This is a genomic window from Schaedlerella arabinosiphila, from assembly GCF_003885045.1.
GTDB lineage: Bacteria > Bacillota > Clostridia > Lachnospirales > Lachnospiraceae > Schaedlerella > Schaedlerella arabinosiphila.
Map to the genome: position 1 here is coordinate 1,589,005 of NZ_RHJS01000002.1, position 23,357 is coordinate 1,612,361.

Below are 23,357 nucleotides of genomic sequence, written 5' to 3' on the forward strand. Positions count from 1 at the left end.
ATATATACACAAAGGAGGAGAACAGTATGGCAAAGTATGTAATGGCCCTGGATTCGGGGACGACGAGCAACCGCTGCATCCTGTTTAACGAGAGGGGCGAGATGTGCAGTGTGGCCCAGAAGGAGTTCACGCAGCATTTCCCAAAACCGGGATGGGTAGAGCATGAGCCGGGAGAGATCTGGTCTACCCAGCTTGCGGTGGCAAGGGAGGCCATGACGAAGATCGGGGCTTCGGCGGAGGACATTGCGGCCATCGGGATCACGAACCAGCGGGAGACCACCATCGTATGGGACAAGAATACGGGGCAGCCGGTCTATCCGGCCATTGTCTGGCAGTGCCGGAGGACCTCGGAGTACTGCGACAGCCTGAAGGAAAAGGGGCTGACGGAAAAGTTCCGGGAGAAAACAGGACTTGTGATCGACGCCTATTTTTCAGGAACCAAGGTAAAATGGATTCTGGACCATGTGGAAGGGGCGCGGGAGCGGGCCGAGAAGGGGATGCTCCTTTTCGGTACGGTGGAGACATGGCTCATCTGGAAGCTGACCAGGGGGGCGGTGCATGTGACGGATTATTCCAACGCGTCCCGTACCATGCTTTTCAACATCAACACTCTGGAGTGGGACGAGGAGATCTTAAAAGAGCTGGGAATCCCCAGAAGCATGCTGCCCCAGGCCAGGGCATCCAGCGAGATCTACGGGGAGACAGACCCCAGCTTTTTCGGCGGGCGGATTCCCATTGCAGGGGCGGCGGGAGACCAGCAGGCGGCATTGTTCGGCCAGGCATGCTTTGACCAGGGGGAGGCAAAGAACACCTACGGGACGGGCTGTTTCCTTCTGATGAATACAGGCAGCAAGCCGGTGTTCTCCAAAAACGGCCTGGTGACCACCATCGGCTGGGGCATCGGCGGAACAATCACCTATGCGCTGGAAGGATCCATTTTTGTGGCCGGGGCTGCGCTGCAGTGGCTTCGGGATGAGCTGCGCCTCATTGATTCGGCTGCGGACAGCGAATATTTTGCCCAGAGGGTGAAGGACACCAATGGCTGCTATGTGGTTCCGGCATTTACCGGACTGGGCGCCCCGTATTGGGACCAGTACGCCAGAGGCACCATCGTGGGCCTGACCCGTGGGGTCAACAAATACCATATCATACGGGCCACGCTGGAATCCCTGGCATACCAGGTGAACGACGTGCTGGAAGCGATGAAGGCGGATTCCGGGATGGATCTGTCCTCCCTGAAGGTAGACGGAGGAGCCAGCGCCAATGACTTTCTCATGCAGACCCAGGCAGACTTAAGCAGCGCTCCGGTGAACCGTCCCAGATGCGTGGAGACCACCGCCATGGGTGCGGCTTATCTGGCGGGGCTTGCGGCAGGATACTGGAAGGACATTGAGGATGTGAAGCGAAACTGGGCCACCGACAAGATCTTTGTTCCGGCCATTGATTCCGAAAAACGGGAGCAGATGCTGGAAGGCTGGAAGCGGGCCGTGGCGTGTTCTTACGGCTGGGCCAGGAAGGACGGATAGGCCGGGCAGCCGGACGATAGGAGAGTTGTGATGTTTGGTTATATTACGGTTTGCGAGCCGGAACTGAAAGTGAAGGATCTGCGGAGATACCGGGCGTATTACTGCGGCCTGTGCAGGTCCCTGAAAGAAAGGTACGGGAGCCTGGGGCAGATGACTCTGAGCTATGATATGACATTCATTGTCGTACTTCTGAACTCCCTCTACGAATCCCAACTGAAAAGCTCCTCCCGCAGGTGCAAGACCCACCCGGTGAAAAAGCAGGACATGCTCCAAAGCGAGATTACGGACTATGCGGCGGACATGAACGTGATCCTGACCTATTACCATCTCCGGGACGACTGGCAGGACGAGAGGAAGCCGGGGAGCCTGCTGGGGCTTCACGGGCTGGGCCCCAGGGCGAAAAAAGCGGCCCGCCGGTATCCCAGGCAGTCTAAGGCGATGTACCGGGAGCTGAAAAAGCTGGAGCGTATGGAAGCGGCAGAAAGCACCCATCTGGATGAGGCGGCAGGGTGCTTCGGCCGGCTGATGGAAGAGGTGCTTGTGTACAGGGAGGACGCCTGGGAGGAGAGCCTGCGCAGGATGGGCTTCTTCCTGGGAAAATTTATCTATATCATGGACGCCTACGAGGATCTGGAAAAGGATAAGGCGCAGGGCAATTACAATCCCCTGAGAGCGCTGAGCCGGAAGCCGGACTATGAGACACGCTGCCGGGAGATCCTCTGCATGATGATCGCGGAGAGCACGGCGGCTTTCGAACACCTGCCCTGCCTGCAGGACGCGGATATCCTGCGCAATATACTGTACACGGGAGTCTGGAGACGGTACAACCGAATCCAGGAAAAAAGGAAAGAGCAAGAAGAAACATGAACCAGTCAAGCTTAACAACCGGAAACATTACAAAATCCCTGCTGCGGTTTGCGTTTCCCATGATGGTGGGAAACCTGCTGCAGCAGCTTTATAATATCGTGGATACGCTGATCGTGGGCCAGTTCCTTGGGAAAGAGGCGCTTGCGGCGGTGGGATCTTCGTATTCGCTGATGACCTTTCTTACCTCGATCCTGCTGGGGCTGTGCATGGGGAGCGGCGTCTGCTTTTCCATCTGCTTCGGGAAGAGGGAATATGACCGGATGAAGTCCGGTATTTTTATGTCCTTTGTGATGATCGGAGGGGCCGCCCTTTTACTGAGCGCTGCCGTGTTCGCCGGAATGGATTTGATTTTAAAAGCCCTGCAGGTGCCGGGGGATGTGTACGGGCTGATGAGGGACTATCTCTGGGTGATCTTCTGGGGGATTGCCGCCACCTTCCTGTACAACTTTTTTGCGTCCCTGCTGCGTGCGGTCGGAAATTCCGTTGTCCCCCTGCTGTTTCTGGGGATCGCGGCTTTGTCCAACATCGGGCTGGACCTGCTCTTTATCATCTGTTTCCACCGGGGCGTGCGGGGGGCTGCGGAGGCCACGGTTCTGTCCCAGTACGGGGCGGGGGTTGGGATCATGGTGTATACAATGATACAATTTCCGCAGCTTCGACTGAAGCGGGAAAATCTGAAATGGCAGCCGGAAATTTTAAAAGAAATATTTCAGTTGTCCTTTCTGACCTGCATCCAGCAGTCGGTGATGAACTTCGGAATCCTGATGATCCAGGGGCTGGTGAACAGCTTCGGGGCGGTGGTCATGGCGGCGTTTTCCGTGGCGGTGAAGATCGATACCTTTGCCTATATGCCGGTGCAGGACTTCGGAAATGCGTTTTCCACCTTTGTGGCGCAGAATTACGGGGCCGGAAAAACGGAGCGTATCCGGGAGGGCATCCGAAGCGCCGTAAAGACCGCCTTTTTCTTCGGGGCGTCGGTGAGCGCGCTGGTCTTTGTCTTTGCGCGGCAGTTGATGCTGATCTTCGTGAATCCACGGGAAACGGAGATCATCCGGGAAGGCGTGGAATATCTGCGGATCGAAGGCAGTTTTTATTATCTGATCGGTTTTTTATTTCTCTGCTACGGATATTACCGCGCCGTCAAACGTCCCGGCATGTCCCTGGTGCTGACGGTGATCTCTCTGGGAACCCGGGTTGCGCTGGCGTATATCCTGTCCGCCGTTCCCTGGATCGGCGTGACCGGGATCTGGGCCTCCGTCCCCATCGGATGGCTTCTGGCCGACCTGGCGGGATACCTGTATTACAGGCGTGCCAGGATAGAATAGTTTCAGTTCGCGGCGGTTTGTGAACTGTAAGATAAAATAACCTTCTGTCTGGACATTTCGGTGATTTTATTATATGATGATAATCGTGTAAGATCAGATATAGAGGAGAAAAGATATGAATAAAAATCCATATGAAGTGCTTGGGATTCCGTCAAACGCATCGGATGACGAGGTGAAAAGGGCGTACAGAGATCTAACGAGAAAGTACCACCCGGACGCGAACGTCAATAATCCGCTTGCGGATCTGGCGGAGGAAAAGTTCAAGGAAGTACAGGAAGCCTATGATACGATCATGAAGCAGCGGGAGCATGGCGGCTACAGCTATGGCTACGGCTCCCAGGGGAGCGCTTCCCAGGGCGGCTGGAACCAGTCCTATGGGGGTTCCGGTTCTCAGCAGAACCCTCAGATGCAGTCCGTGTATCATTATCTGAATGCAAGACAGTACCGGGAGGCGCTGAACGTACTGAGCGGGATGCCCAACCGGACGGCGGAGTGGTATTATCTGAGCGCCGCGGCCAACGCGGGGATCGGCAACAATATCATGGCCCGCGACCATGCCGGGCAGGCAGTGAATATGGAGCCCAATAACCTGCAGTACCGCCAGCTTCTGAACCAGTTGGAATGGAGCGGGCAGAGGTATCAGAACTATCCTTACGGAGGCGGCTACGGCATGGGCGGAAATTCCTGCGGTACGGGAAATATGTGCTGCGACCTCTGCATTGCGGACCAGATTTGTGAATGTATGGGAGGAGACCTTTGTTCATGCATGTAAAGGCAAAGAAAATGGCGTTCGGCGGGCTTTTGCTGGCGCTGACGGTGATCTGCATGATCCTGGGCAGCGTCATCGAGACAGGCACCCTGTTCCTCTTAGGGGCGGCATCCTTTTTTGTGGGCATTATTTTCCGGGAGTTTGGAAGGCGTACCGGAGCCGCGTTCTACCTGGCCGGGGTCCTGCTGGGATTGATTTTGGCGCCCAACAAATTCTACGTGGCCACCTATGGGGCAATGGGGTTCTATATTCTGGCCATAGAAACGGCCTGGGAGCGGCTGGGCAGATGGAATCTTCCGATTCAGAAAAAAACGCGCGTATTTCTGGGCATCCGGTATGCGGTCTTTAACCTTTTGTTTGTCCCGGCGGTGCTGTTTCTGCAGGATCTGCTGTTTGCAGGAGAATTACCCGTGCAGATGACGGCAGTGATTTTAGCGGCGGGCCAGGCGGGACTGTTTCTGTATGACAGCGCGTACGGATATGTACAGAGGGAACTGTGGGGAAAGATGAGAGGGCGCCTGTTTCGCGAATAGGAAACCGGCTGCCCTCATCAGAAACCGGCTACAGCAATGCGCCGTATATCATGGCGTCCAGGGCGTTGAGATCTTCCTCACTGATGGTCTGGACCTTGTCTGCGTTGGGCTGGATATGCAGGGTGATCGTTTCCGGGGTCCCGTATTTGGGGGAAGACAGCCTGGGGGTGATAAGCTGGTACATCTTTTCATAGAGAAACTGGTGGATCTCTTCATCGTTGGTCAGGGTCTTGGAATCCGCTTCGGCGAGGGCGTCGATCAGGCTCTGGTCAATGCCGTCGAACATGGCGAAGGGCTCCGCGGTGACCTCCACGGAAAATCCGTCCCCGTCCTCTTTGGCCTCTCCGACTGTGATTTTGCAGAGGGCATTGAGATCTGTGAAAAGCTGCCGGTATTTGTCCCTTAGCTCTGTGCTGATCGAGGCGCCGCCGACTTTTGTGGTGTTCAGAACCGCGTTGAGACCGTTTTCATGGATCTGCGACGCTTCGTATTCCTCACACTTCTTATATTCCATATAACCGCTGTAATCCGCTTTGTAGCGGGCATCTATAACGGCCTGTGTATAGACCGGGACATCCTCCAGGGTCATTTTTTTGCCGCACCCGCCAAGCAGTACAGAACAGCAGATGCCAACTATGGTGATCAGTGATAACTTTTTTTTCATCAGAACCTACCTCCATTTGTGATCAAATCCTATTTCGGGTTTCCGGTTATTACCATATCATAAATGAGCGCCTGATTCAAGAACAAAGCAGACGCGTCATCCAATCTTAATGAAAGTGAGAAGCAAAAATGAGACTATACACGGCGCCCTTAGAGGGGATCACGGGACATGTGTTCCGCACCGCGCTGAACGAATGCTTCGGGCCGGCGGATAAATATTTTATCCCGTTTATCAAGCCCAACCAGCGGGGGCATTTCAGTTCCAGGGAGAAGGAGGACATACTGCCGGAACATAACCAGGGCATGTACGCGGTTCCGCAGATCCTGACAAATTCCGTGGACGATTTTGTGCGTACTGCGGAAAAACTGCAGTCATACGGGTATCGGGAGATCAACCTGAACCTGGGCTGCCCCTCCGGTACAGTGGTGTCCAAGGGGCGGGGATCCGGATTTCTGGCCTTTCCCGATGAGCTGGACCGGTTTCTGGACGGGGTGTTTGCACAGACGGAGGCGGAGATCTCCATCAAGACAAGGATCGGAAAGGACAGCCCTGAGGAGTTTGGCAGGCTTCTGGAGATCTACGGCAAATATCCGGTGAAGGAGCTGATCATCCACCCCAGGATTCAGAAAGATCAGTACAAATACAGTCCACGTTGGGAGGTGTTCCGGGAAGCATGCCAAAAAAGCCGGATTCCGCTGTGCTATAACGGGGATTTGTTTTCGGCGGAGGCGTACCGGCGCGCCGCGGCCGCGTTCCCGGAGGTGGACACCTGGATGTTTGGAAGGGGGCTTCTGATGAATCCGGGGCTGTGCCGGGAGATCCGGCAGGGAATCGGGCTTGACAAGGAGACGCTGCGGCGTTTCCATGACAAGCTTTACGGGGATTATCAGGGGGTGCTGCCGGGAGCCAAGACGGTCCTGTTTAAGATGAAGGAGCTGTGGAGCTTTCTGGCCCCGGCCTTTACCGACTGCCATAAGTATGCCAAGCGGATCAAGAAGGCGGAAAAGCTGCCCGTATATGAGGCGGCGGTAAATGATCTGTTTGCGGAGCAGTCCCTTGAAGTGCATGAGCCTTAAGAGATACATTTTTTTGCGGATGCGGTCATATATTGATACGAAAGCATGTAAGTGTGAGGTTTACCGTGCAGGAATTTATGATCTACATCATGAACACATATGGATATCTGGGAGTCTGCTTTCTGATCGCGGTGGAAAATCTGTTTCCGCCCATCCCATCGGAGGTGATCCTGACATTCGGGGGCTTTATGACTACATATACCAGGCTGACGGTTCCCGGGGTGGTGATCTTTTCCACCCTGGGCTCCACCATCGGGGCGCTGATCCTGTACTGGGTGGGGACGGCGCTGACTCCGGAAAAGCTGGAGAATCTGACAAACGGAAAACTGTTCCGCCTGCTGGGCTTTGAGAAGGAAGAGGTGGAACAAACCATCGGATGGTTTGAAAAGCACGGGAAAAAAGCGATCCTGTTCGGGCGCTGCATTCCGATCATCCGAAGCCTGGTATCGGTGCCCGCCGGGATGGCCCAGATCGAGATACCGTTGTTTCTCGTATACACGGTCATCGGAAGCACGGTATGGAATATCATCCTGGTCTGCTTAGGCGCTGCGCTGGGCGCGTCCTGGGAGACCGTGCTCGTATATCTGGACCGATATTCCGCAGTGATCCGTCTGCTGCTCTTTGCAGGAACCGGGGTTCTTCTGTTTCGCTACGGGAAGAAAAAATGGGAGGGAAGAAAGAGGGCGCGGTAGTTTGGAAAACGGTTTTTGGAGAAAAAACAGAAACTGCCCCTTTGAAAGCCCTTCAGAAGATGTTATAATCAGGTTTACAGCGGCAAATATAAAAAAACACGATATAGAAGAGAGGTATACTATGAGCAAGTTTGAGTCTATGGAATCCGGCAGTGCCAACCAGTGGGGGCTGCCGGAGCTGGATGCGTATGAGCGGGTCCTTGCGGAGGATCTGGCGGATTTAAAATCAAAAGGGTATCTTCTGCGGCACAAAAAAAGCGGCGCGCGGGTTTTGCTGATGGCCAATGAGGATGAGAACAAGGTATTCGCCATCGGCTTTCGGACCCCGCCCTCGGACTCCACGGGCGTTCCCCACATCATGGAGCATTCCGTGCTGTGCGGTTCTAAGGACTTTCCGGTGAAGGACCCGTTTGTAGAGCTGGTGAAAGGATCTCTGAACACCTTCCTGAATGCCATGACCTATCCCGATAAGACGGTGTATCCGGTGGCAAGCTGCAATGACAAGGATTTTCAGAACCTGATGCACGTCTACATGGACGCGGTCTTTTATCCGAATATCTACCGGCATCCGGAGATTTTCCGGCAGGAGGGCTGGAGCTACCACCTGGATGATGTGCAGGGGCAGCTCTCCTACAACGGAGTGGTGTACAATGAGATGAAGGGGGCGTTCTCCTCGCCGGAAGGCGTGCTGGACCGGATGGTGTTAAACTCCCTGTTCCCGGATACCTCCTATGCAAATGAGTCCGGCGGCGACCCGGACGTGATCCCGGAGCTGACCTATGAGCAGTTCCTGGATTTCCACAAAACATATTACCACCCGTCCAACAGCTATATCTATCTCTACGGAAATATGGATATGGCCGAAAAGCTGGAATGGCTGGATGAGAACTACCTGTCGGCCTTTGACCAAAAGGAAGTGGATTCCGCGATCCGTTACCAGGAGCCCTTTGAGCAGATGCGGGAGGTGGAGATGGAGTACTCCATTTCCAGCGAGGAGCCGGAAGAGGACAACACCTTCCTTTCCTACAACAAGGTGATTGGGACAAGCCTGGATGAAAAGCTGTACCTGGCCTTCCAGGTGCTGGATTACGCGCTTTTGTCCGCCCCGGGGGCGCCCTTAAAAAAAGCGCTGGTGGAATCCGGCATCGGAAAGGACATCATGGGGTCCTACGACAACGGCATCTATCAGCCCATCTTCTCCGTGATCGCGAAAAACGCGAACCTGGAACAGAAGCAGGCGTTTATTGATACGGTGGAAAATACACTCCGGGAGATCGCGGAAAAGGGGATAGACAAGAAAGCGCTGGAGGCGGGGATCAACTACCACGAGTTCCGGTTCCGGGAGGCGGATTTCGGCAGCTATCCCAAGGGGCTGATGTACGGCCTGCAGTTGTTTGACAGTTGGCTCTACGACGAGACGAAGCCCTTTATCCATATGCAGGCGATCCCCCTCTTCGAATTTCTAAAAGAGCAGGTGGGCACCGGGTATTTCGAGGGGCTCATCCAGAAGTGGCTTCTGGACAACACTCACGGCTCCATTGTGGTTGTGAAGCCGGAGCGGGGCAGGACGGCGCGCCTGGACCAGGAGCTGGAGGAGCGTCTGGAAGCCTATAAGAACAGCCTCACCGAGGCAGAGCTGGAAAAGCTGGCGGCGGACACGAAGGCGCTGGAAGATTTTCAGGAGGGCGAGGACTCTCAGGAGGACCGGGAGAAGATTCCGATCCTCAGCCGGGAGGACATTTCCAGGGAGATCGCGCCCATCTATAATGAAGTGAAAGAGGTGGAGGGAATCCAGCTTGTGCATCACCGGATCGACACAAACGGCATCGGGTACGTGACCCTGATGTTTGACCTGTCCGGCGTGCCCGAGGAAAAGCTGCCCTATGTGGGGATGCTCCAGGCAGTGCTGGGGATCATTGATACGACCCATTACGAATACGGGGAGCTGTTCAACGAGATCAATGTGCATACAGGCGGCATCGGGACTTCCCTGGAAATGTACCCGGATGTACAAAACGTAAAGGAAAAGGCGTTTTGCGCCACCTTTGAGATCAAGGGCAAGGCCCTGTATCCGAAGATGGAGATTTTGTTCCGGATGATGCAGGGAATCCTGATGGAGTCCAGGCTGGACGATGAAAAGCGGCTCAAGGAGATTCTTGCCATGCTCAAATCCAGGCTGCAGATGAGCTTCCAGTCCTCCGGCCATACGACGGCGGCGCTGCGTGCCCTGTCCTATTCCTCCCCCATCTCCAAGTTCAAGGACGATACGGATGGGATCGGCTACTACCAGGCCGTGAAGGAAGCGGAGGAGCATTTTGAGGAACAAAAAGAAACACTGATCCAAAACCTGAAAGAGATCGCGTCCCACATCTTTCGGTGGGATAACCTGATGGTCAGCCTGACCTGCGGAGAAGAAGGTCTGGATGCAGTCTGCCGGGAGCTTTCCGGGATGAAGGACAGGCTCTATGCGGCAGGAGAGAAGGAGGAATCCAGGTGCATCCTGCACTGTACGAAACAAAACGAGGGCTTTAAGACCTCCTCCAAGGTGCAGTATGTGGCAAGGGTGGGCAACTTTATCGACGGCGGCGCCGATTACAGCGGCACCCTGCAGATCTTAAAGGTGATCTTAAGCTACGGCTACCTGTGGCAGAATATCCGGGTCAAGGGCGGGGCATACGGATGTATGTGCAACTTCAACCGGATCGGGGAAGGCTATCTGATCTCTTACCGGGACCCGAACCTGGAAAAGACCATGGAGGTCTACGAGGGCGTGGTGGATTATCTGAAAAACTTCACGGTCAATGACCGGGACATGAACAAATATATCATCGGCACCATCAGCAATATAGACCGGCCCATGACGCCTTCCGCCAAGGGAGACCGTTCCATGAACCTGTATATGAACCACGTGTCCGCGGAGATGATCCGCAGGGAGCGGATGGAGGTGCTGCATGCCGGACAGGAGGACATCCGCAGGCTCGCGCCGGTGGTGGAGGCATTGCTTCGCGCAGACCAGCTCTGTGTGATCGGAAGCGAGGAAAAGATCGAGGCTCAAAAAGAACTGTTTGGAGAAGTGAAGACGCTGTTTTAAGAGAAAGGAACAGAGGATGAAGGAAAATTACAAATCGGGCTTTGTGACACTGATCGGGCGTCCCAACGTGGGAAAATCCACGCTGATGAATACCCTCATCGGACAGAAGGTGGCCATCACCTCCAACAAGCCCCAGACTACCAGAAACCGGATTCGGACCGTGCTGACCACAGAGGAGGGGCAGATCGTGTTCGTGGATACGCCGGGAATCCATAAGGCGAAGAACAAGCTGGGGGAATATATGGTCACCATCGCCAGAAATTCCCTGGATGATGTGGACGAGGCGCTCTGGCTGGTGGAGCCCTCCACGTTTATCGGAGCCGGGGAGCGGCACATCATCGAACAGCTGAAAAAAATCAACACCCCGGTGGTGCTGGTGATCAACAAGATCGACATGGTAAAAAAGGAAGAGGTCCTGGCATGTATTGATGCGTACCGGAAGGAATATGACTTTGCGGAGATCGTCCCGGTCTCCGCCCGGAGCGGGGAGAACACAAAAGAGCTGCTTGGGGTAATCATGCAGTACCTTCCCTACGGGCCCCAGTTTTACGACGAGGAGACGGTGACGGACCAGCCGGAGCGGCAGATCGTGGCGGAGCTGATCCGGGAGAAAGCGCTCCACTGCCTGGAGGAGGAGATCCCCCACGGCATTGCGGTTGCCATCGACCGGATGAAGATGCACAACAAGGTCATGCACATTGACGCTACGGTGATCTGCGAGCGGGACTCCCACAAGGGAATCATCATCGGAAAGCAGGGCGCCATGCTGAAAAAAATCGGAAGCACGGCCCGGTTTGAGATCGAGAGGATGTTAGGCTGCAGGGCCAATTTGAAGCTCTGGGTGAAGGTGCAGAAAAATTGGCGGGACAGCGACTATATGATGAAAAATTTCGGATACACCGACGACGAGATGTAAGCCGCCAGCAGGGGCATCCTTAAAAAAGGGCTGTCAAGGGGGAAACCCTGGAAAAGCGCTGCCAGATTTTACGAGGTATAGCCCCGGAGGAAATCGGAAAACCTAAACAATAACACAGGGTGTTTTTTGCGAAAAGCCTGCCGCGGCGGCGGGCCGGGAAAGATGGAACAAAAAACGCCCGGACAGATGAAGAGGTGATCCGATGGAGCAGAGATACTGGGAGCAGTTTACGAAGACAGGCGGGGTCTGTGACTATCTGGAATATAAGATGGAAGTATACGGACACGGTGAAAACCAAAAACAGGCAGGCAGAGAGAAGCAGCGGGTGCGGAAGAATCCGGAATCCGTGATCATACCGCTGTACAAACAGGAAGATGATACGGCGTAAGATCCCTTCGGGGCGGTCTTTTTAATGCAGACATTAGGCTGGAGCCACTGCACTAGAGCGTATCATTGCCGGCGGCCAGGAAGGAAGTGCCGGCAGGGGCGAGGATTTTGAATGAGATAACGGTAACTGGCATGGTGCTTTCTACGGCACCGGTGGGAGAATATGACAGGCGGGTCGTGATCCTGACCAGGGAGCAGGGGAAGGTGGCCGCCTTTGCCAGAGGGGCGAGGAAACCCAACAGCCCCCTGGTAGGCGCCGTCAATCCCTGTTCTTTCGGGGAATTTGACCTGTATGCGGGGCGGTCGTCCTATACGATTAGATCCGCCCGGATCTCCAACTATTTCGGGGAACTGCGGGAGGACATGATCGGCGCCTACTATGGATTCTATTTTCTCGAATTTGCGGATTTTTATGCAAAGGAAGGGAATGACGAGCGGGAAATGTTAAAGCTTCTGTATCAGACGATGCGGGCACTCCTCAATAAGAAGATCCCCAACCGTCTGATCCGGTACATATTCGAGCTGCGGGCTCTGTGCATCAACGGGGAAGGCCCCCAGGTGTTCGCCTGCGTTTCCTGCGGGGATCAGAAGCATCCCGCACTGTTCAGCGTGAAAAAGGGCGGGCTTGTGTGTGCCGGCTGCAGGGCGGATACGGCGGACGGGATGGAGCTGGATACGTCCACGCTGTACTGTATGCAGTACGTGGAGAGCAGCACCATCGAAAAGCTCTATACCTTTGTGGTCAGCGATTCTGTGCTGGAAGAACTGGGACGGGCCATGGAGCGGTATATGGACGTGTACGTGGACAAGAAATTCAAATCGCTGGAGATATTGGAGACGCTGCTGTAAGGCAGAGGTTACGATTTACAGCCATTTCGCACACATGCGCAGAAACAGGCGGAGTTAAAATTATAGATGGTGCATCTTTACAAATCTGAGCGGAATCGTTATAATGACTATGGTTTATATAGTAGAAGATGAAAAAAAGAATGTGAGGAACAGATAATATGGTAGAAAAGACAATGGAAAAGATTGTAGCCCTTGCAAAATCCAGAGGTTTCGTATATCCGGGGTCCGAGATCTACGGAGGTCTGGCGAATACATGGGATTACGGCAATCTTGGCGTGGAATTGAAGAACAATGTCAAAAAAGCCTGGTGGCAGAAGTTCGTTCAGGAATCCCCCTACAACGTAGGCGTGGACTGCGCGATCCTGATGAATCCCCAGACATGGGTGGCATCCGGGCATCTGGGCGGATTTTCCGACCCGCTGATGGACTGTAAGGAATGCCACGAGCGGTTCCGCGCGGACAAGCTGATCGAGGATTTCTGCGAGGAAAAGGGAATCACCCTGGAGAGCAGTGTGGACGCATGGCCCCAGGAGCAGATGACCGCCTTTATCCAGGAGCACCAGATCCCATGTCCCACCTGCGGAAAGCACAATTTCACCGATATCCGCCAGTTTAACCTGATGTTCAAGACCTTCCAGGGGGTCACCGAGGATGCAAAGAACACCGTGTATCTGAGGCCGGAGACCGCTCAGGGAATCTTCGTGAATTTCAAAAATGTACAGCGGACTTCCAGAAAGAAGATCCCCTTCGGCATCGCGCAGATCGGAAAGTCCTTCCGGAACGAGATCACGCCCGGCAACTTTACCTTCCGCACCAGGGAATTTGAACAGATGGAGCTGGAGTTCTTCTGTGAGCCGGACACAGACCTGGAGTGGTTTGCGTACTGGAAGCAGTTCTGTCTGGACTGGCTGAGTTCCCTTGGGCTCAAGGAAGATGAGGTGCGTTACCGCGACCATGAGAAGGAAGAGCTGTCCTTCTACAGCAAGGCCACCACGGACGTGGAATTTTTGTTCCCCTTCGGATGGGGAGAGCTGTGGGGAATCGCGGACCGTACCAACTACGACCTGACCCAGCACATGGAAGTGTCCAAACAGGATCTGACCTATTTTGACGACGTGAAAAATGAAAAGTACATTCCTTACGTGATCGAGCCCTCATTGGGCGCGGACCGTATGGTGCTGGCATTTTTGTGCAGCGCTTACGACGAGGAAGAGTTAGAAGGCGGAGATATGCGGACGGTGCTTCATTTCCATCCGGCCCTGGCTCCGGTGAAGGTGGGCGTGCTGCCGCTGTCCAAGAAGCTGAACGAAGGGGCGGAGAAGGTCTACGCGGAGCTGTCGAAATACTACAACTGCGAATATGACGACCGGGGCAACATCGGAAAACGCTACCGCCGTCAGGATGAGATCGGAACGCCGTTCTGCGTGACTTATGACTTTGATTCCCAGGAGGACGGTGCCGTAACCGTGCGCGACCGGGATACCATGGAGCAGGAGCGGGTGAAGATCGAGGATCTGAAGGCTTATTTTGAGGAGAAGTTCAGATTTTAAGGAATTGCAGGAAAATCATTGGAACAGACTGGGCTTTACATTTCCATAGAGTTCCCAGGCTTAGGAGGAAACAAAAGATGAAAGAGGAAAATTTGTGGCTGAAATACGAAGCCGATGAACTGGACGCTCTGGAAAAGGTGTGCGGGGATTACCGCGCTTTTCTGGACGCCGGCAAGACGGAGCGGGAGTGCGTGTCTGAGATCATCCGGCAGGCCGAGGCAAAGGGTTACCAAAACCTGTACACGGCGCAGACTCTTCAGCCCGGAGACAAGGTCTATGCGGCATGGATGGAAAAATCCATCGCATTGTTCCGGGTGGGGACGGAGCCTTTGGAACAGGGCATGAACATCCTTGGGGCGCATATCGATTCCCCGCGCCTGGACCTGAAACAGAACCCGCTGTACGAGGAGAGCGGACTGGCGTATTTTGACACCCATTATTACGGGGGGATTAAAAAATACCAGTGGGTGACGGTGCCCCTGGCGATCCACGGGGTGGTCGTGCGCAAGGACGGCACCAGGGAAACCATATCCATCGGGGAACAGGAGACGGACCCGGTTTTTGCGGTGACTGACCTGCTGGTGCACCTTTCTTCCAAGCAGTTGGAGAAGAAGGCTTCCGCGGTGGTGGAAGGGGAAAACCTGGACATCCTCATCGGAAGCAGGCCCTTAAAGGGAGAGGAAAAAGACGCTGCGGCGGCGCAGATTTTAAAGCTGATCCGGGACAAATACCACATTGAGAAAGAGGACTTGATGTCTGCGGAGCTGGAGGCGGTTCCTGCGGGAAAGGCACGGGAGTGCGGCCTGGACCGGAGCATGATCATGGCTTACGGGCAGGACGACAGGATCTGTGCGTATACCTCCCTGGCGGCCATGCTGGATACGGAGGATACGGCCCGGACAGCCTGCTGCATCCTGGTGGATAAGGAAGAGATCGGCAGCGTGGGCGCAACCGGAATGCATTCCCGGTTCTTTGAAAATGCGGTGGCGGAGCTCTGCGAAAAGCTGGAAGGCTTTTCCGAGTTAAAGCTGCGCCGTGCCCTGGCGCATTCCACGATGATTTCCTCCGATGTGAGCGCGGCCTACGATCCCATGTATACGGACGTATATGAAAAACGGTCGTCCAGCTTCTTCGGAAGGGGTCCGGTTTTCTGCAAGCATACGGGAGTCCGGGGAAAGAGCGGCTCCAATGATGCCAACGCGGAATACATCGCAAAGCTGCGCCGGGTATTCGACGAACACAAAGTGGGCTTCCAGATGTCGGAGATGGGAAAGATCGATGCAGGCGGCGGAGGCACCATCGCGTACATACTGGCAGCTTACGGCATGGAAGTGATCGACGGCGGGATCGCCATCCTCTGTATGCACGCTCCCTGGGAGATCGCAAGCAAGGCGGATGTGTATGAAGCGTACCGGGGGTACTGCGCGTTCTTACGGGATATGAAATAATACGGATATACACTTTTTACAGAAGTATAAAAAGGGAAATCTCTCCATACCATATATGCAAGTCAAGAAGAAAAGGAGCAGATAGTATGGAGAGAAAAAACGCATGGAAATCTTATGGACAGGAAGATCTGGCGGCGGTAGAAGAATTGAGTATTCAATACCGCCGTTTTTTGGATGCAGGAAAAACAGAACGGGAATGTATTGCACGGGCAGTCCGGATGGCAGAGGAGGCAGGCTTTATAAACCTTCTTAAGGCAGTGCATGAGGGGAAGCGGCTGCAGCCAGGCGATCAGGCGTACATTTCCTTTATGGAAAAATCCGCCGCCTTTTTCCGGATCGGGACAACCCCTCTGGAGCAGGGCATGAATATCATCGGCGCCCACGTGGATTCCCCCCGCCTGGACTTAAAACAAGTGCCCTGCTATGAAGAGGCAGGCAATGTGTACCTGGATACCCACTACTACGGAGGAATCAAAAAATACCAGTGGTTTGCCCTTCCTCTGGCCCTCCACGGAATCATTGTCCGAAAGGATGGAACCCGGGTGTGCGTATCCGTCGGCGAGAAGGAAGAAGACCCGGCGTTCGTGTTCACGGACCTGCTGCCCCATCTGGGCAGGGAGCGGAACGAAGAGAAGGTGAAGGATTTTTTCAACGCGGAGAAAATGGACCTGCTGATCGGAAACCGTCCTCTGAAAGACCAGGAGGCCAAGGAGTATGTTCTGGAACTTCTAGCGGGGCAGTTCGGAATCCGGGAGGAAGATTTTCTCAGCGCGGAGCTGGAGATCGTCCCTGCCGGCGGGGCCAGGGAATGCGGGTTCGACCGGAGCATGGTGCTCTCCTACGGACAGGATGACCGAAGCTGCGCCTTTGCCGCTTTGACGGCGCTTCTGGACTCCCCGGAAAAGGCAAATCAGGAAAAGGAATCCGTAAGGACGGCCTGCTGCCTGCTGGTGGACAAGGAGGAGACGGGCAGCAACGGGGCCACAGGCATGAAGTCCCGTTTTTTTGAAAATGCGGTGGCCGAGCTGTTGTTCCTCACCGGGGAACACCTGAAAAGTCAGGGGCCGGGGGAGCTTCCCTTTGACCTTCGTCTGCGGCGGACCCTACTGCATTCCCGGATGCTTTCCGCGGATGTAAGCGCGGCCTTTGACCCCATGTTCGAAACATATTTTGAAAAGAAAAATTCGGCCTATCTGGGAAACGGGCTGGTATTCAACAAATACAGCGGCAGCGGCGGAAAATCCGGGGCCAATGACGCCAATCCGGAATATATGGCGCAGCTTTGCCGGATTATGGACGAGGAATTGGTCACCTATCAGACCGCGGAGCTGGGCGCCGTAGACCAGGGGGGCGGAGGAACCATTGCCTATATCATGGCAAAATACGGGATGGAAGTGATCGACTGCGGCCTTGCGGTGCTGAGCATGCACGCCCCCTGGGAGGTGACTTCCAAGGCGGATTTGTACGAGGCGGTGAAAGGTTACAGGGCATTTTACAAAAAAATGCTTTAAAATCAGAGGGCAGTGTGCTATAATATTGCGGAGCAGCGGTATCTGCCGGTTCAAAAGCCCCGCAATCCGTCCAGGGCAGCGCTTTGGGAGGAAGCGGGAACGTACGGCGCTGCCGCGAAGCATGATGATAGGAGGAGAAGAGATGAAGCACATTAAGACACTCAATACGCAGACATTGAACCATACAGTGAACAAAGGCGGATGCGGAGAATGCCAGACATCCTGTCAGTCCGCATGCAAGACTTCCTGTACGGTAGGGAACCAGACCTGTGAGCATAAAAAATAGTACGGAATCTGCGTAAGTGTTCAGAACAGATAAGGATCTGCTGGACATGCGGGATTGTTAAGGCAGCGGCCCGAGTCGCTGCTTTATCCATGTATAAAGATTTGCGGCTCCGGCACATGTTATGAAGCTTTGCAAGAACATGGAGGGAGGACGCAATTAGAAGCAGAAAGCGGGGTATCTTCAGTGATACATCAATATCAGAATCATGGCTATAACATCGTTCTCGATGTGAACAGCGGTTCGGTCCATGTGGTGGACAAGATCGCCTACGATGTGATTGCCTGCCTGGAGCGGCAGAACCCCTCCCATACCTGCGGCACGCTGGAAAGCCCGGAGACGCTGGAAGGGCTTGTAAAGGCGCTGCCCGGGTATCCGAAGGAGGAACTGTCGGAGGTGCTGGAAGCAGTCACGGAGCTTGTAAAGGCGGGACAACTGTTTACAGAGGACATATATGAAGATTATATAGATGAAGTGAAGCAGCGCAAAACCGTAGTCAAGGCATTGTGCCTGCATATCGCCCACGACTGCAACCTGGCCTGCAGGTATTGTTTTGCAGAGGAAGGGGAGTACCATGGGCGGCGCGCCGTCATGTCCCCTGAGGTGGGGAAGAAGGCGCTGGACTTCCTGGTCAAAAATTCCGGGAACAGACGCAACCTGGAGGTGGATTTCTTCGGCGGGGAGCCGCTCATGAACTGGAAGACAGTGAAGGAGCTGGTGGCCTACGGCAGAGAATTGGAGCGCCGGTATGAGAAGCATTTCCGGTTTACGCTGACCACCAACGGGGTGCTTTTAAACGACGAGGTGCAGCAGTTTGTCAATCAGGAGATGGACAACGTGGTGCTGAGCCTGGACGGGAGGAAGGAGATCAATGACCGGATGCGGCCTTTCCCGAACGGCAGCGGCAGCTACGATCTGATCGTGCCCAAGTTCCAGAGGCTCGCCGAGAGCCGGAACCAGGAAAAATACTACATCCGCGGTACATTTACCAGGGAAAACCTGGACTTTTCCAAAGACGTGATGCACTATGTGGATCTGGGCTTTCAGCAGATCTCCATTGAGCCGGTGGTGGGAGAGGACTCAGATCCTTACGCCATCCGGGAGAGCGACCTGCCCCGGATCTTCGAGGAATACGACGCTCTGGCGGAGAAGATGATCGAGTATGAGCGTAAGGGGAAGGGATTCCAGTTCTTTCATTTTATGATTGACTTAGAAGGCGGCCCGTGCGTTGCAAAGCGGCTGTCCGGATGCGGTTCCGGCACCGAATACCTGGCGGTGACGCCCTGGGGGGATCTGTATCCCTGCCATCAGTTTGTGGGGGATGAAGCGTTCCTCATGGGAACGGTGGACAGCGGCATTACCCGGCCGGAGATTGCCGGGGAATTTCGAAGCTGCAGCGTGTACTCCAAGGAAAAATGCAGAAAGTGCTTTGCGCGTTTTTACTGCAGCGGCGGCTGTATGGCAAATTCTTACAAATTCCATCACACCATTCACGACACCTACGACGTGAGCTGCGAGATGGAACGCAAGCGGGTGGAATGCGCTATTATGATCAAAGCCGCGCTGGCTGACCATGCAGAGGATGAGTCATAGAAATTACAGAAAGGAAAGATAGTCATGAAAAAAAGTAAAGGCATTATCAGCCTGATCCTGATCGTAGTCCTGATCGGTTTGCTGGGATTTACGACCGCGGTCGGGTTTGGAGAGGGCGGTTCGGGCGCAGCAAGGAATATCAAGCTGGGCCTGGATCTGGAAGGGGGTGTCAGCATCACCTACCAGGTAAAGGGCGGCACGCCGTCGGCGGAGGATATGGCAGACACCATCTATAAGCTGCAGCGCCGTGTGGAGCAGTACAGCACCGAGGCGACCGTATACCAGGAGGGGGAAGATCGGATCAGCATCGAGATCCCGGGCGTGACCAATGCCAACGAGATCCTGGATGAGCTGGGACAGCCCGGTTCCCTGTATTTTATTTCGGAGACCGACAGCGAGGGAGAAGAGAACTATACTTATAAAGATGGAAAGTATGTTTTAAATAAAACCATCGAAGAGCTGCAGAAGGAGGAGGGCTCCATCGTACTCACCGGTACGGATGTGAAAAGCGCTTCCGCACAGGTGCAGACCAACGAGCTGACCAATGCAAATCAGAACGTGGTCACTCTGGAGATGAACCCGGAAGGGACGGAGAAATTCGCGGAGGCTACCAAGCGGGCCTTTAAAGCGGAGGAGAGCATCGGAATCTACTATGACGGCGAATTTATCAGCGTGCCCAACGTCAACGCGGAGATCAAGAGCGGCCAGGCAGTCATCGAAGGCAGCATGAGCTTTGAGGAGGCGGAGCGGATCGCTTCTTCCATCCGAATCGGCGGGCTGAGCCTGGAACTGGAAGAACTGCGCTCCAACGTGGTAGGCGCACAGCTCGGTGAGGAAGCCATCAGCACCAGCTTAAAGGCCGGAGCCATCGGACTTGCCATCGTATTTGTGTTCATGTGCATCGCATACCTGCTGCCCGGATTTGCATCCAGCCTTGCGCTTCTGATCTACACAGGACTGATCCTTGTCCTGTTAAATGCATTTGATATCACGCTGACCCTGCCTGGTATCGCAGGTATCATCCTGGGCATCGGTATGGCGGTAGACGCCAATGTCATCATCTTTGCCAGAGTCCGGGAGGAGTTAGCGGAAGGAAAGAGCGTCAAGACCTCTTTGAACGCCGGATTCCAGAAAGCGTTGTCCGCGATTTTGGACGGCAATATCACCACATTGATCGCAGCCTTTGTGCTGCAGTGGTTAGGAAGCGGCACGGTCAAAGGATTCGCGCAGACACTGGCAATGGGTATTGTGGTATCCATGTTTACGGCGCTGTTCATCACCAGGATCATCATTTATTCCTTCTTTGCGGTGGGCATCCGTGACAAGAAGTTCTACGGACATGCAAAGAAGGCGGAAAAGGAGCCGGTGAACTTCCTTGGAAAGAGAACGGTGTTCTTCGGGATCTCCGCCCTGCTGATCGTGGCCGGGTTCGCATTTATGGGGATCAACGGGGCGCAGGGAAAAGGTGTGATGAATTACAGCCTGGAATTTAAAGGCGGCACATCTACCAGTGTGACCTTTGACAAGGAATATACATTAGAAGAGATCGACCAGGAAATCGTTCCTGTGATCGAGGACGTAACCGGGGACAACAACGTACAGGTGCAGAAGGTGGAAGGCACCAGCCAGGTGATCTTCAAGACACAGACACTGGATCTGGATAAGCGTGAGGCATTCAATACGGCAATGAGCAGTCAATTCCAGGCGGATGAAGACAAGATTGCCACAGAAAATATCAGTGCAACCGTCAGCTCCGAGATGCGGCAGGATGCCATTGTGGCGGTGATCGTGGCAACGATCTGTATGCTGCTCTACATCTGGTTCCGGTTCAAGGATATCCGCTTTGCCACAAGCGCGGTCATTGCGCTTCTTCATGACGTGCTGGTGGTGCTGGCATTCTATGTGGTGGCAAGGGTTTCCGTGGGAAATACCTTCATCGCATGTATGCTGACCATCGTGGGATATTCCATCAACGCGACCATCGTTATCTTCGACCGAATCCGTGAGGAACTCCGCACGAAGAAAAAGAACGAGGGGATGGACCAGCTGGTGAACCGGTGTATTACCCGGACGCTGACAAGAAGTATCTACACCTCCCTGACCACCTTTGTCATGGTGCTGGTGCTGTTTATCATGGGCGTCAGCTCCATCAAGGAATTTGCCCTGCCGCTGATGGTAGGTATCATATGCGGCGCGTATTCTTCGGTATGCATCACAGGCGCGCTGTGGTATATCATGAAGAACCGTGAGGGCAGGAAAGCGGAAACTGCAAAATAAATCGGCATGCATTATGGCATCTGCCGGTATAAAGAGGGACAGGCTGTCTCTTTCCTATGATGAACAGGAGGGAGACAGCTTCTTCTTTCATCATAGGAAAGAAAAGGATCACAATCATGGAAAAATGGTTTGTAACGATGAAGAAAGCAGATTTTAACGGGATTGCCGCGAGGTATCACATTTCCCCGATCCTTGCCAGGCTGATCCGCAACCGGGATGTGGTGGAGGATGCCCAGATCGAAAAGTATCTGAACGGGACTCTGTCAGATCTGCACGACGGGATGCAGATGAAGGACATGGACCGGGCCGTGGAGATCCTCAGAGAGAAGATCGGGAAGCATGCGCGTATCCGGGTGATCGGCGACTATGATATCGATGGGGTCAACGCTTCTTATATCCTCCAGGACGGTTTGTCCGGGCTGGGAGCGGACGTGGACACGGATATTCCGGACCGTATCCGGGACGGCTTCGGCCTGAACAGGATGCTGATCGACAAGGCGCTGGAAGACGGGATCGACACGATCATTACCTGCGACAACGGAATTGCCGCGCGGGACGAGATTTCTTACGGAAAAGAGCAGGGGCTGACCATCATCGTGACAGACCATCACGAGATCCCCTATCTGGAAACCGAGGAAGGCCGGCAGTACCAGCTGCCCCCGGCGGATGCGGTGGTGGACCCCCACCGGCCGGACTGCGGATATCCTTTTTCGGGGCTCTGCGGGGCGGCGGTGGCCTATAAGCTGGTGGAGGCGCTCTACCGGGCCATGGAGGCGGATCTGTCCAGGATCGGCCGTCTGATGGAGCATGTGGCCATCGCCACGGTGGGCGATGTGATGGATCTGTGCGGGGAAAACCGGATTTTTGTGAAAGCCGGGCTGGAAATGCTGAAACATACCCAAAATGAAGGGCTCAAAGCCCTCATAGAATGCACCGGGGTTCCTGTGGAGCGGCTTAGCGCCTACCACATCGGGTTTGTGCTCGGGCCCTGCATCAATGCCAGCGGCAGGCTGGATACGGCCAAGCGCGCGCTGGCCCTTCTCAATGCAAAGGATCCGGAAGAAGCAGCCCGGCTTGCGGAAGAGCTCAAGGAGTTAAACGACAGCCGCAAGGAACTGACGGAGCAGGGCGTGGAGCGGGCAGTGGAGATGATTGAACAATCTTCTTTGAAAGAGGACCGGGTGCTGGTGGTGTACCTGCCGGACTGCCATGAAAGCATCGCCGGGATCATCGCGGGGCGCATCCGGGAGCGGTATTACCGGCCGGTCTTCGTGCTGACCTCCGCGGAAGAGGGCGTGAAGGGCTCCGGCCGTTCCATCGAGAATTACCATATGTTCGAGGAAATGTGCAGGTGCCGGGAGCTGTTTACAAAGTTCGGAGGGCATAAGCTGGCGGCGGGGCTTTCCATGAAAGAGGAGCATGTGGATGAGTTCCGGAGGCGGATCAACGAGCTGGCAACTCTGACGGAGGAGGATCTGACAGAAAAGGTGTCCATCGACATGCAGCTTCCCATCGCCTATCTGTCCCAGAAGCTGGTGGAAGAGCTGGAGCGGCTGGAGCCCTTCGGGAAAGGGAACACGAAGCCTCTTTTTGCGGAGAAAAACCTGCGGGTGATCTCCCCACGAATTTTGGGAAAAAACCAGAACGTGCTCAAATTCCAGGTGGAGGACGCAAGGGGCCTTCGGATGGACGCGGTATATTTCGGAGACGTGCGTGCCTGTATGGAATATATGGGACAGAAGAAACGGATGTCGTTTACATATTACCCTACGGTAAATGAGTATATGGGGAGAAGGAGCCTGCAGATCACGGTGGTCAATTACCGGTAGAAGTGGCGGATATCCGGCGCGCGGAAGCGGGTGAACGCTCTGTCCGGCGCCGACGTCCTGCTGCCTGGGGCTTCTTGCTGTTCACAGGTTACTGCTCACACCCTGACCGGGCGCTCACAGTAACGTTCACAGCCCCTATAAAAATCGAAATTCACGGCTTTACAATCTGAA

19 protein-coding genes are annotated in these 23,357 nt (G+C 54.6%); 18 read left to right on the forward strand and 1 reads right to left on the reverse strand.

Features of this window, described 5'->3' with window-relative positions:
* Positions 1 to 26: 26 nt before the first annotated feature.
* The 5 genes from glpK (at position 27) to EBB54_RS07910 (ending at position 5,020) form a co-directional block, all read left to right on the forward strand.
* Complete coding sequence (gene glpK, locus EBB54_RS07890) at positions 27 to 1,526, forward strand: glycerol kinase GlpK (protein ID WP_004079541.1); 1,500 nt, start codon at positions 27 to 29, stop codon at positions 1,524 to 1,526.
* Positions 1,527 to 1,556: 30 nt separating this feature from the next.
* Entirely contained in the window at positions 1,557 to 2,393 is an 837-nt protein-coding gene (locus tag EBB54_RS07895; RefSeq protein ID WP_125127011.1) for a DUF5685 family protein, read from the forward strand.
* On the forward strand, positions 2,390 to 3,718 hold the full coding sequence (locus tag EBB54_RS07900; protein WP_125127012.1) for an MATE family efflux transporter: 1,329 nt from the start codon (positions 2,390 to 2,392) through the stop codon (positions 3,716 to 3,718). Before EBB54_RS07895 ends, EBB54_RS07900 begins: the two co-directional genes overlap by 4 nt.
* Positions 3,719 to 3,833: 115 nt before the next feature.
* Positions 3,834 to 4,490, forward strand: a complete 657-nt coding sequence (locus EBB54_RS07905; RefSeq protein ID WP_004079533.1) for a J domain-containing protein — start codon at positions 3,834 to 3,836, stop codon at positions 4,488 to 4,490.
* Positions 4,481 to 5,020: a hypothetical protein gene (locus tag EBB54_RS07910; protein WP_125127013.1), complete on the forward strand. Its 540-nt coding sequence runs from the start codon at positions 4,481 to 4,483 to the stop codon at positions 5,018 to 5,020. Before EBB54_RS07905 ends, EBB54_RS07910 begins: the two co-directional genes overlap by 10 nt.
* A 28-nt stretch (positions 5,021 to 5,048) precedes the next feature.
* Here EBB54_RS07910 and EBB54_RS07915 read toward each other — a convergent pair whose 3' ends face one another.
* Positions 5,049 to 5,684: a hypothetical protein gene (locus EBB54_RS07915; RefSeq protein ID WP_004079530.1), complete on the reverse strand. Its 636-nt coding sequence runs from the start codon at positions 5,682 to 5,684 to the stop codon at positions 5,049 to 5,051.
* Between the two features lie 128 nt (positions 5,685 to 5,812).
* Between EBB54_RS07915 and EBB54_RS07920 the strand changes: the two genes are divergently transcribed.
* The 13 genes from EBB54_RS07920 to recJ all read left to right on the forward strand — a co-directional run bounded on the left by EBB54_RS07920 (position 5,813) and on the right by recJ (position 23,186).
* Positions 5,813 to 6,760, forward strand: a complete 948-nt coding sequence (locus tag EBB54_RS07920; RefSeq protein ID WP_125127014.1) for a tRNA dihydrouridine synthase — start codon at positions 5,813 to 5,815, stop codon at positions 6,758 to 6,760.
* 77 nt (positions 6,761 to 6,837) lie between these two features.
* Entirely contained in the window at positions 6,838 to 7,452 is a 615-nt protein-coding gene (locus EBB54_RS07925; protein WP_125127015.1) for a DedA family protein, read from the forward strand.
* A 121-nt stretch (positions 7,453 to 7,573) separates the two neighbouring features.
* The gene (locus EBB54_RS07930) at positions 7,574 to 10,543 is read left to right on the forward strand and encodes an insulinase family protein (protein WP_125127016.1); all 2,970 of its coding nucleotides are present in this window, start codon (positions 7,574 to 7,576) and stop codon (positions 10,541 to 10,543) included.
* Positions 10,544 to 10,559: 16 nt separating this feature from the next.
* Positions 10,560 to 11,459: a GTPase Era gene (gene era / locus EBB54_RS07935; RefSeq protein ID WP_004079517.1), complete on the forward strand. Its 900-nt coding sequence runs from the start codon at positions 10,560 to 10,562 to the stop codon at positions 11,457 to 11,459.
* A gap of 202 nt (positions 11,460 to 11,661) precedes the next feature.
* A complete protein-coding gene (locus EBB54_RS07940; protein ID WP_125127017.1) occupies positions 11,662 to 11,847 on the forward strand; it encodes a hypothetical protein in 186 nt (61 codons plus the stop codon).
* A gap of 107 nt (positions 11,848 to 11,954) precedes the next feature.
* Positions 11,955 to 12,695, forward strand: a complete 741-nt coding sequence (gene recO, locus EBB54_RS07945) for a DNA repair protein RecO (RefSeq protein ID WP_044990715.1) — start codon at positions 11,955 to 11,957, stop codon at positions 12,693 to 12,695.
* A gap of 158 nt (positions 12,696 to 12,853) precedes the next feature.
* Positions 12,854 to 14,245: a glycine--tRNA ligase gene (locus EBB54_RS07950; protein ID WP_125127018.1), complete on the forward strand. Its 1,392-nt coding sequence runs from the start codon at positions 12,854 to 12,856 to the stop codon at positions 14,243 to 14,245.
* Positions 14,246 to 14,322: 77 nt separating this feature from the next.
* Positions 14,323 to 15,693: an aminopeptidase gene (locus EBB54_RS07955; RefSeq protein WP_125127019.1), complete on the forward strand. Its 1,371-nt coding sequence runs from the start codon at positions 14,323 to 14,325 to the stop codon at positions 15,691 to 15,693.
* Positions 15,694 to 15,779: 86 nt separating this feature from the next.
* The gene (locus tag EBB54_RS07960; protein WP_125127020.1) at positions 15,780 to 17,204 is read left to right on the forward strand and encodes an aminopeptidase; all 1,425 of its coding nucleotides are present in this window, start codon (positions 15,780 to 15,782) and stop codon (positions 17,202 to 17,204) included.
* A 142-nt stretch (positions 17,205 to 17,346) separates the two neighbouring features.
* The gene (gene scfA / locus EBB54_RS07965) at positions 17,347 to 17,490 is read left to right on the forward strand and encodes a six-cysteine ranthipeptide SCIFF (RefSeq protein ID WP_004079507.1); all 144 of its coding nucleotides are present in this window, start codon (positions 17,347 to 17,349) and stop codon (positions 17,488 to 17,490) included.
* Between the two features lie 183 nt (positions 17,491 to 17,673).
* Positions 17,674 to 19,080: a thioether cross-link-forming SCIFF peptide maturase gene (scfB, locus tag EBB54_RS07970; protein ID WP_044990636.1), complete on the forward strand. Its 1,407-nt coding sequence runs from the start codon at positions 17,674 to 17,676 to the stop codon at positions 19,078 to 19,080.
* A 24-nt stretch (positions 19,081 to 19,104) separates the two neighbouring features.
* Positions 19,105 to 21,357: a protein translocase subunit SecD gene (gene secD, locus EBB54_RS07975; RefSeq protein WP_125127021.1), complete on the forward strand. Its 2,253-nt coding sequence runs from the start codon at positions 19,105 to 19,107 to the stop codon at positions 21,355 to 21,357.
* Positions 21,358 to 21,473: 116 nt separating this feature from the next.
* Positions 21,474 to 23,186: a single-stranded-DNA-specific exonuclease RecJ gene (recJ, locus tag EBB54_RS07980; protein WP_125127022.1), complete on the forward strand. Its 1,713-nt coding sequence runs from the start codon at positions 21,474 to 21,476 to the stop codon at positions 23,184 to 23,186.
* Positions 23,187 to 23,357: the final 171 nt, after the last annotated feature.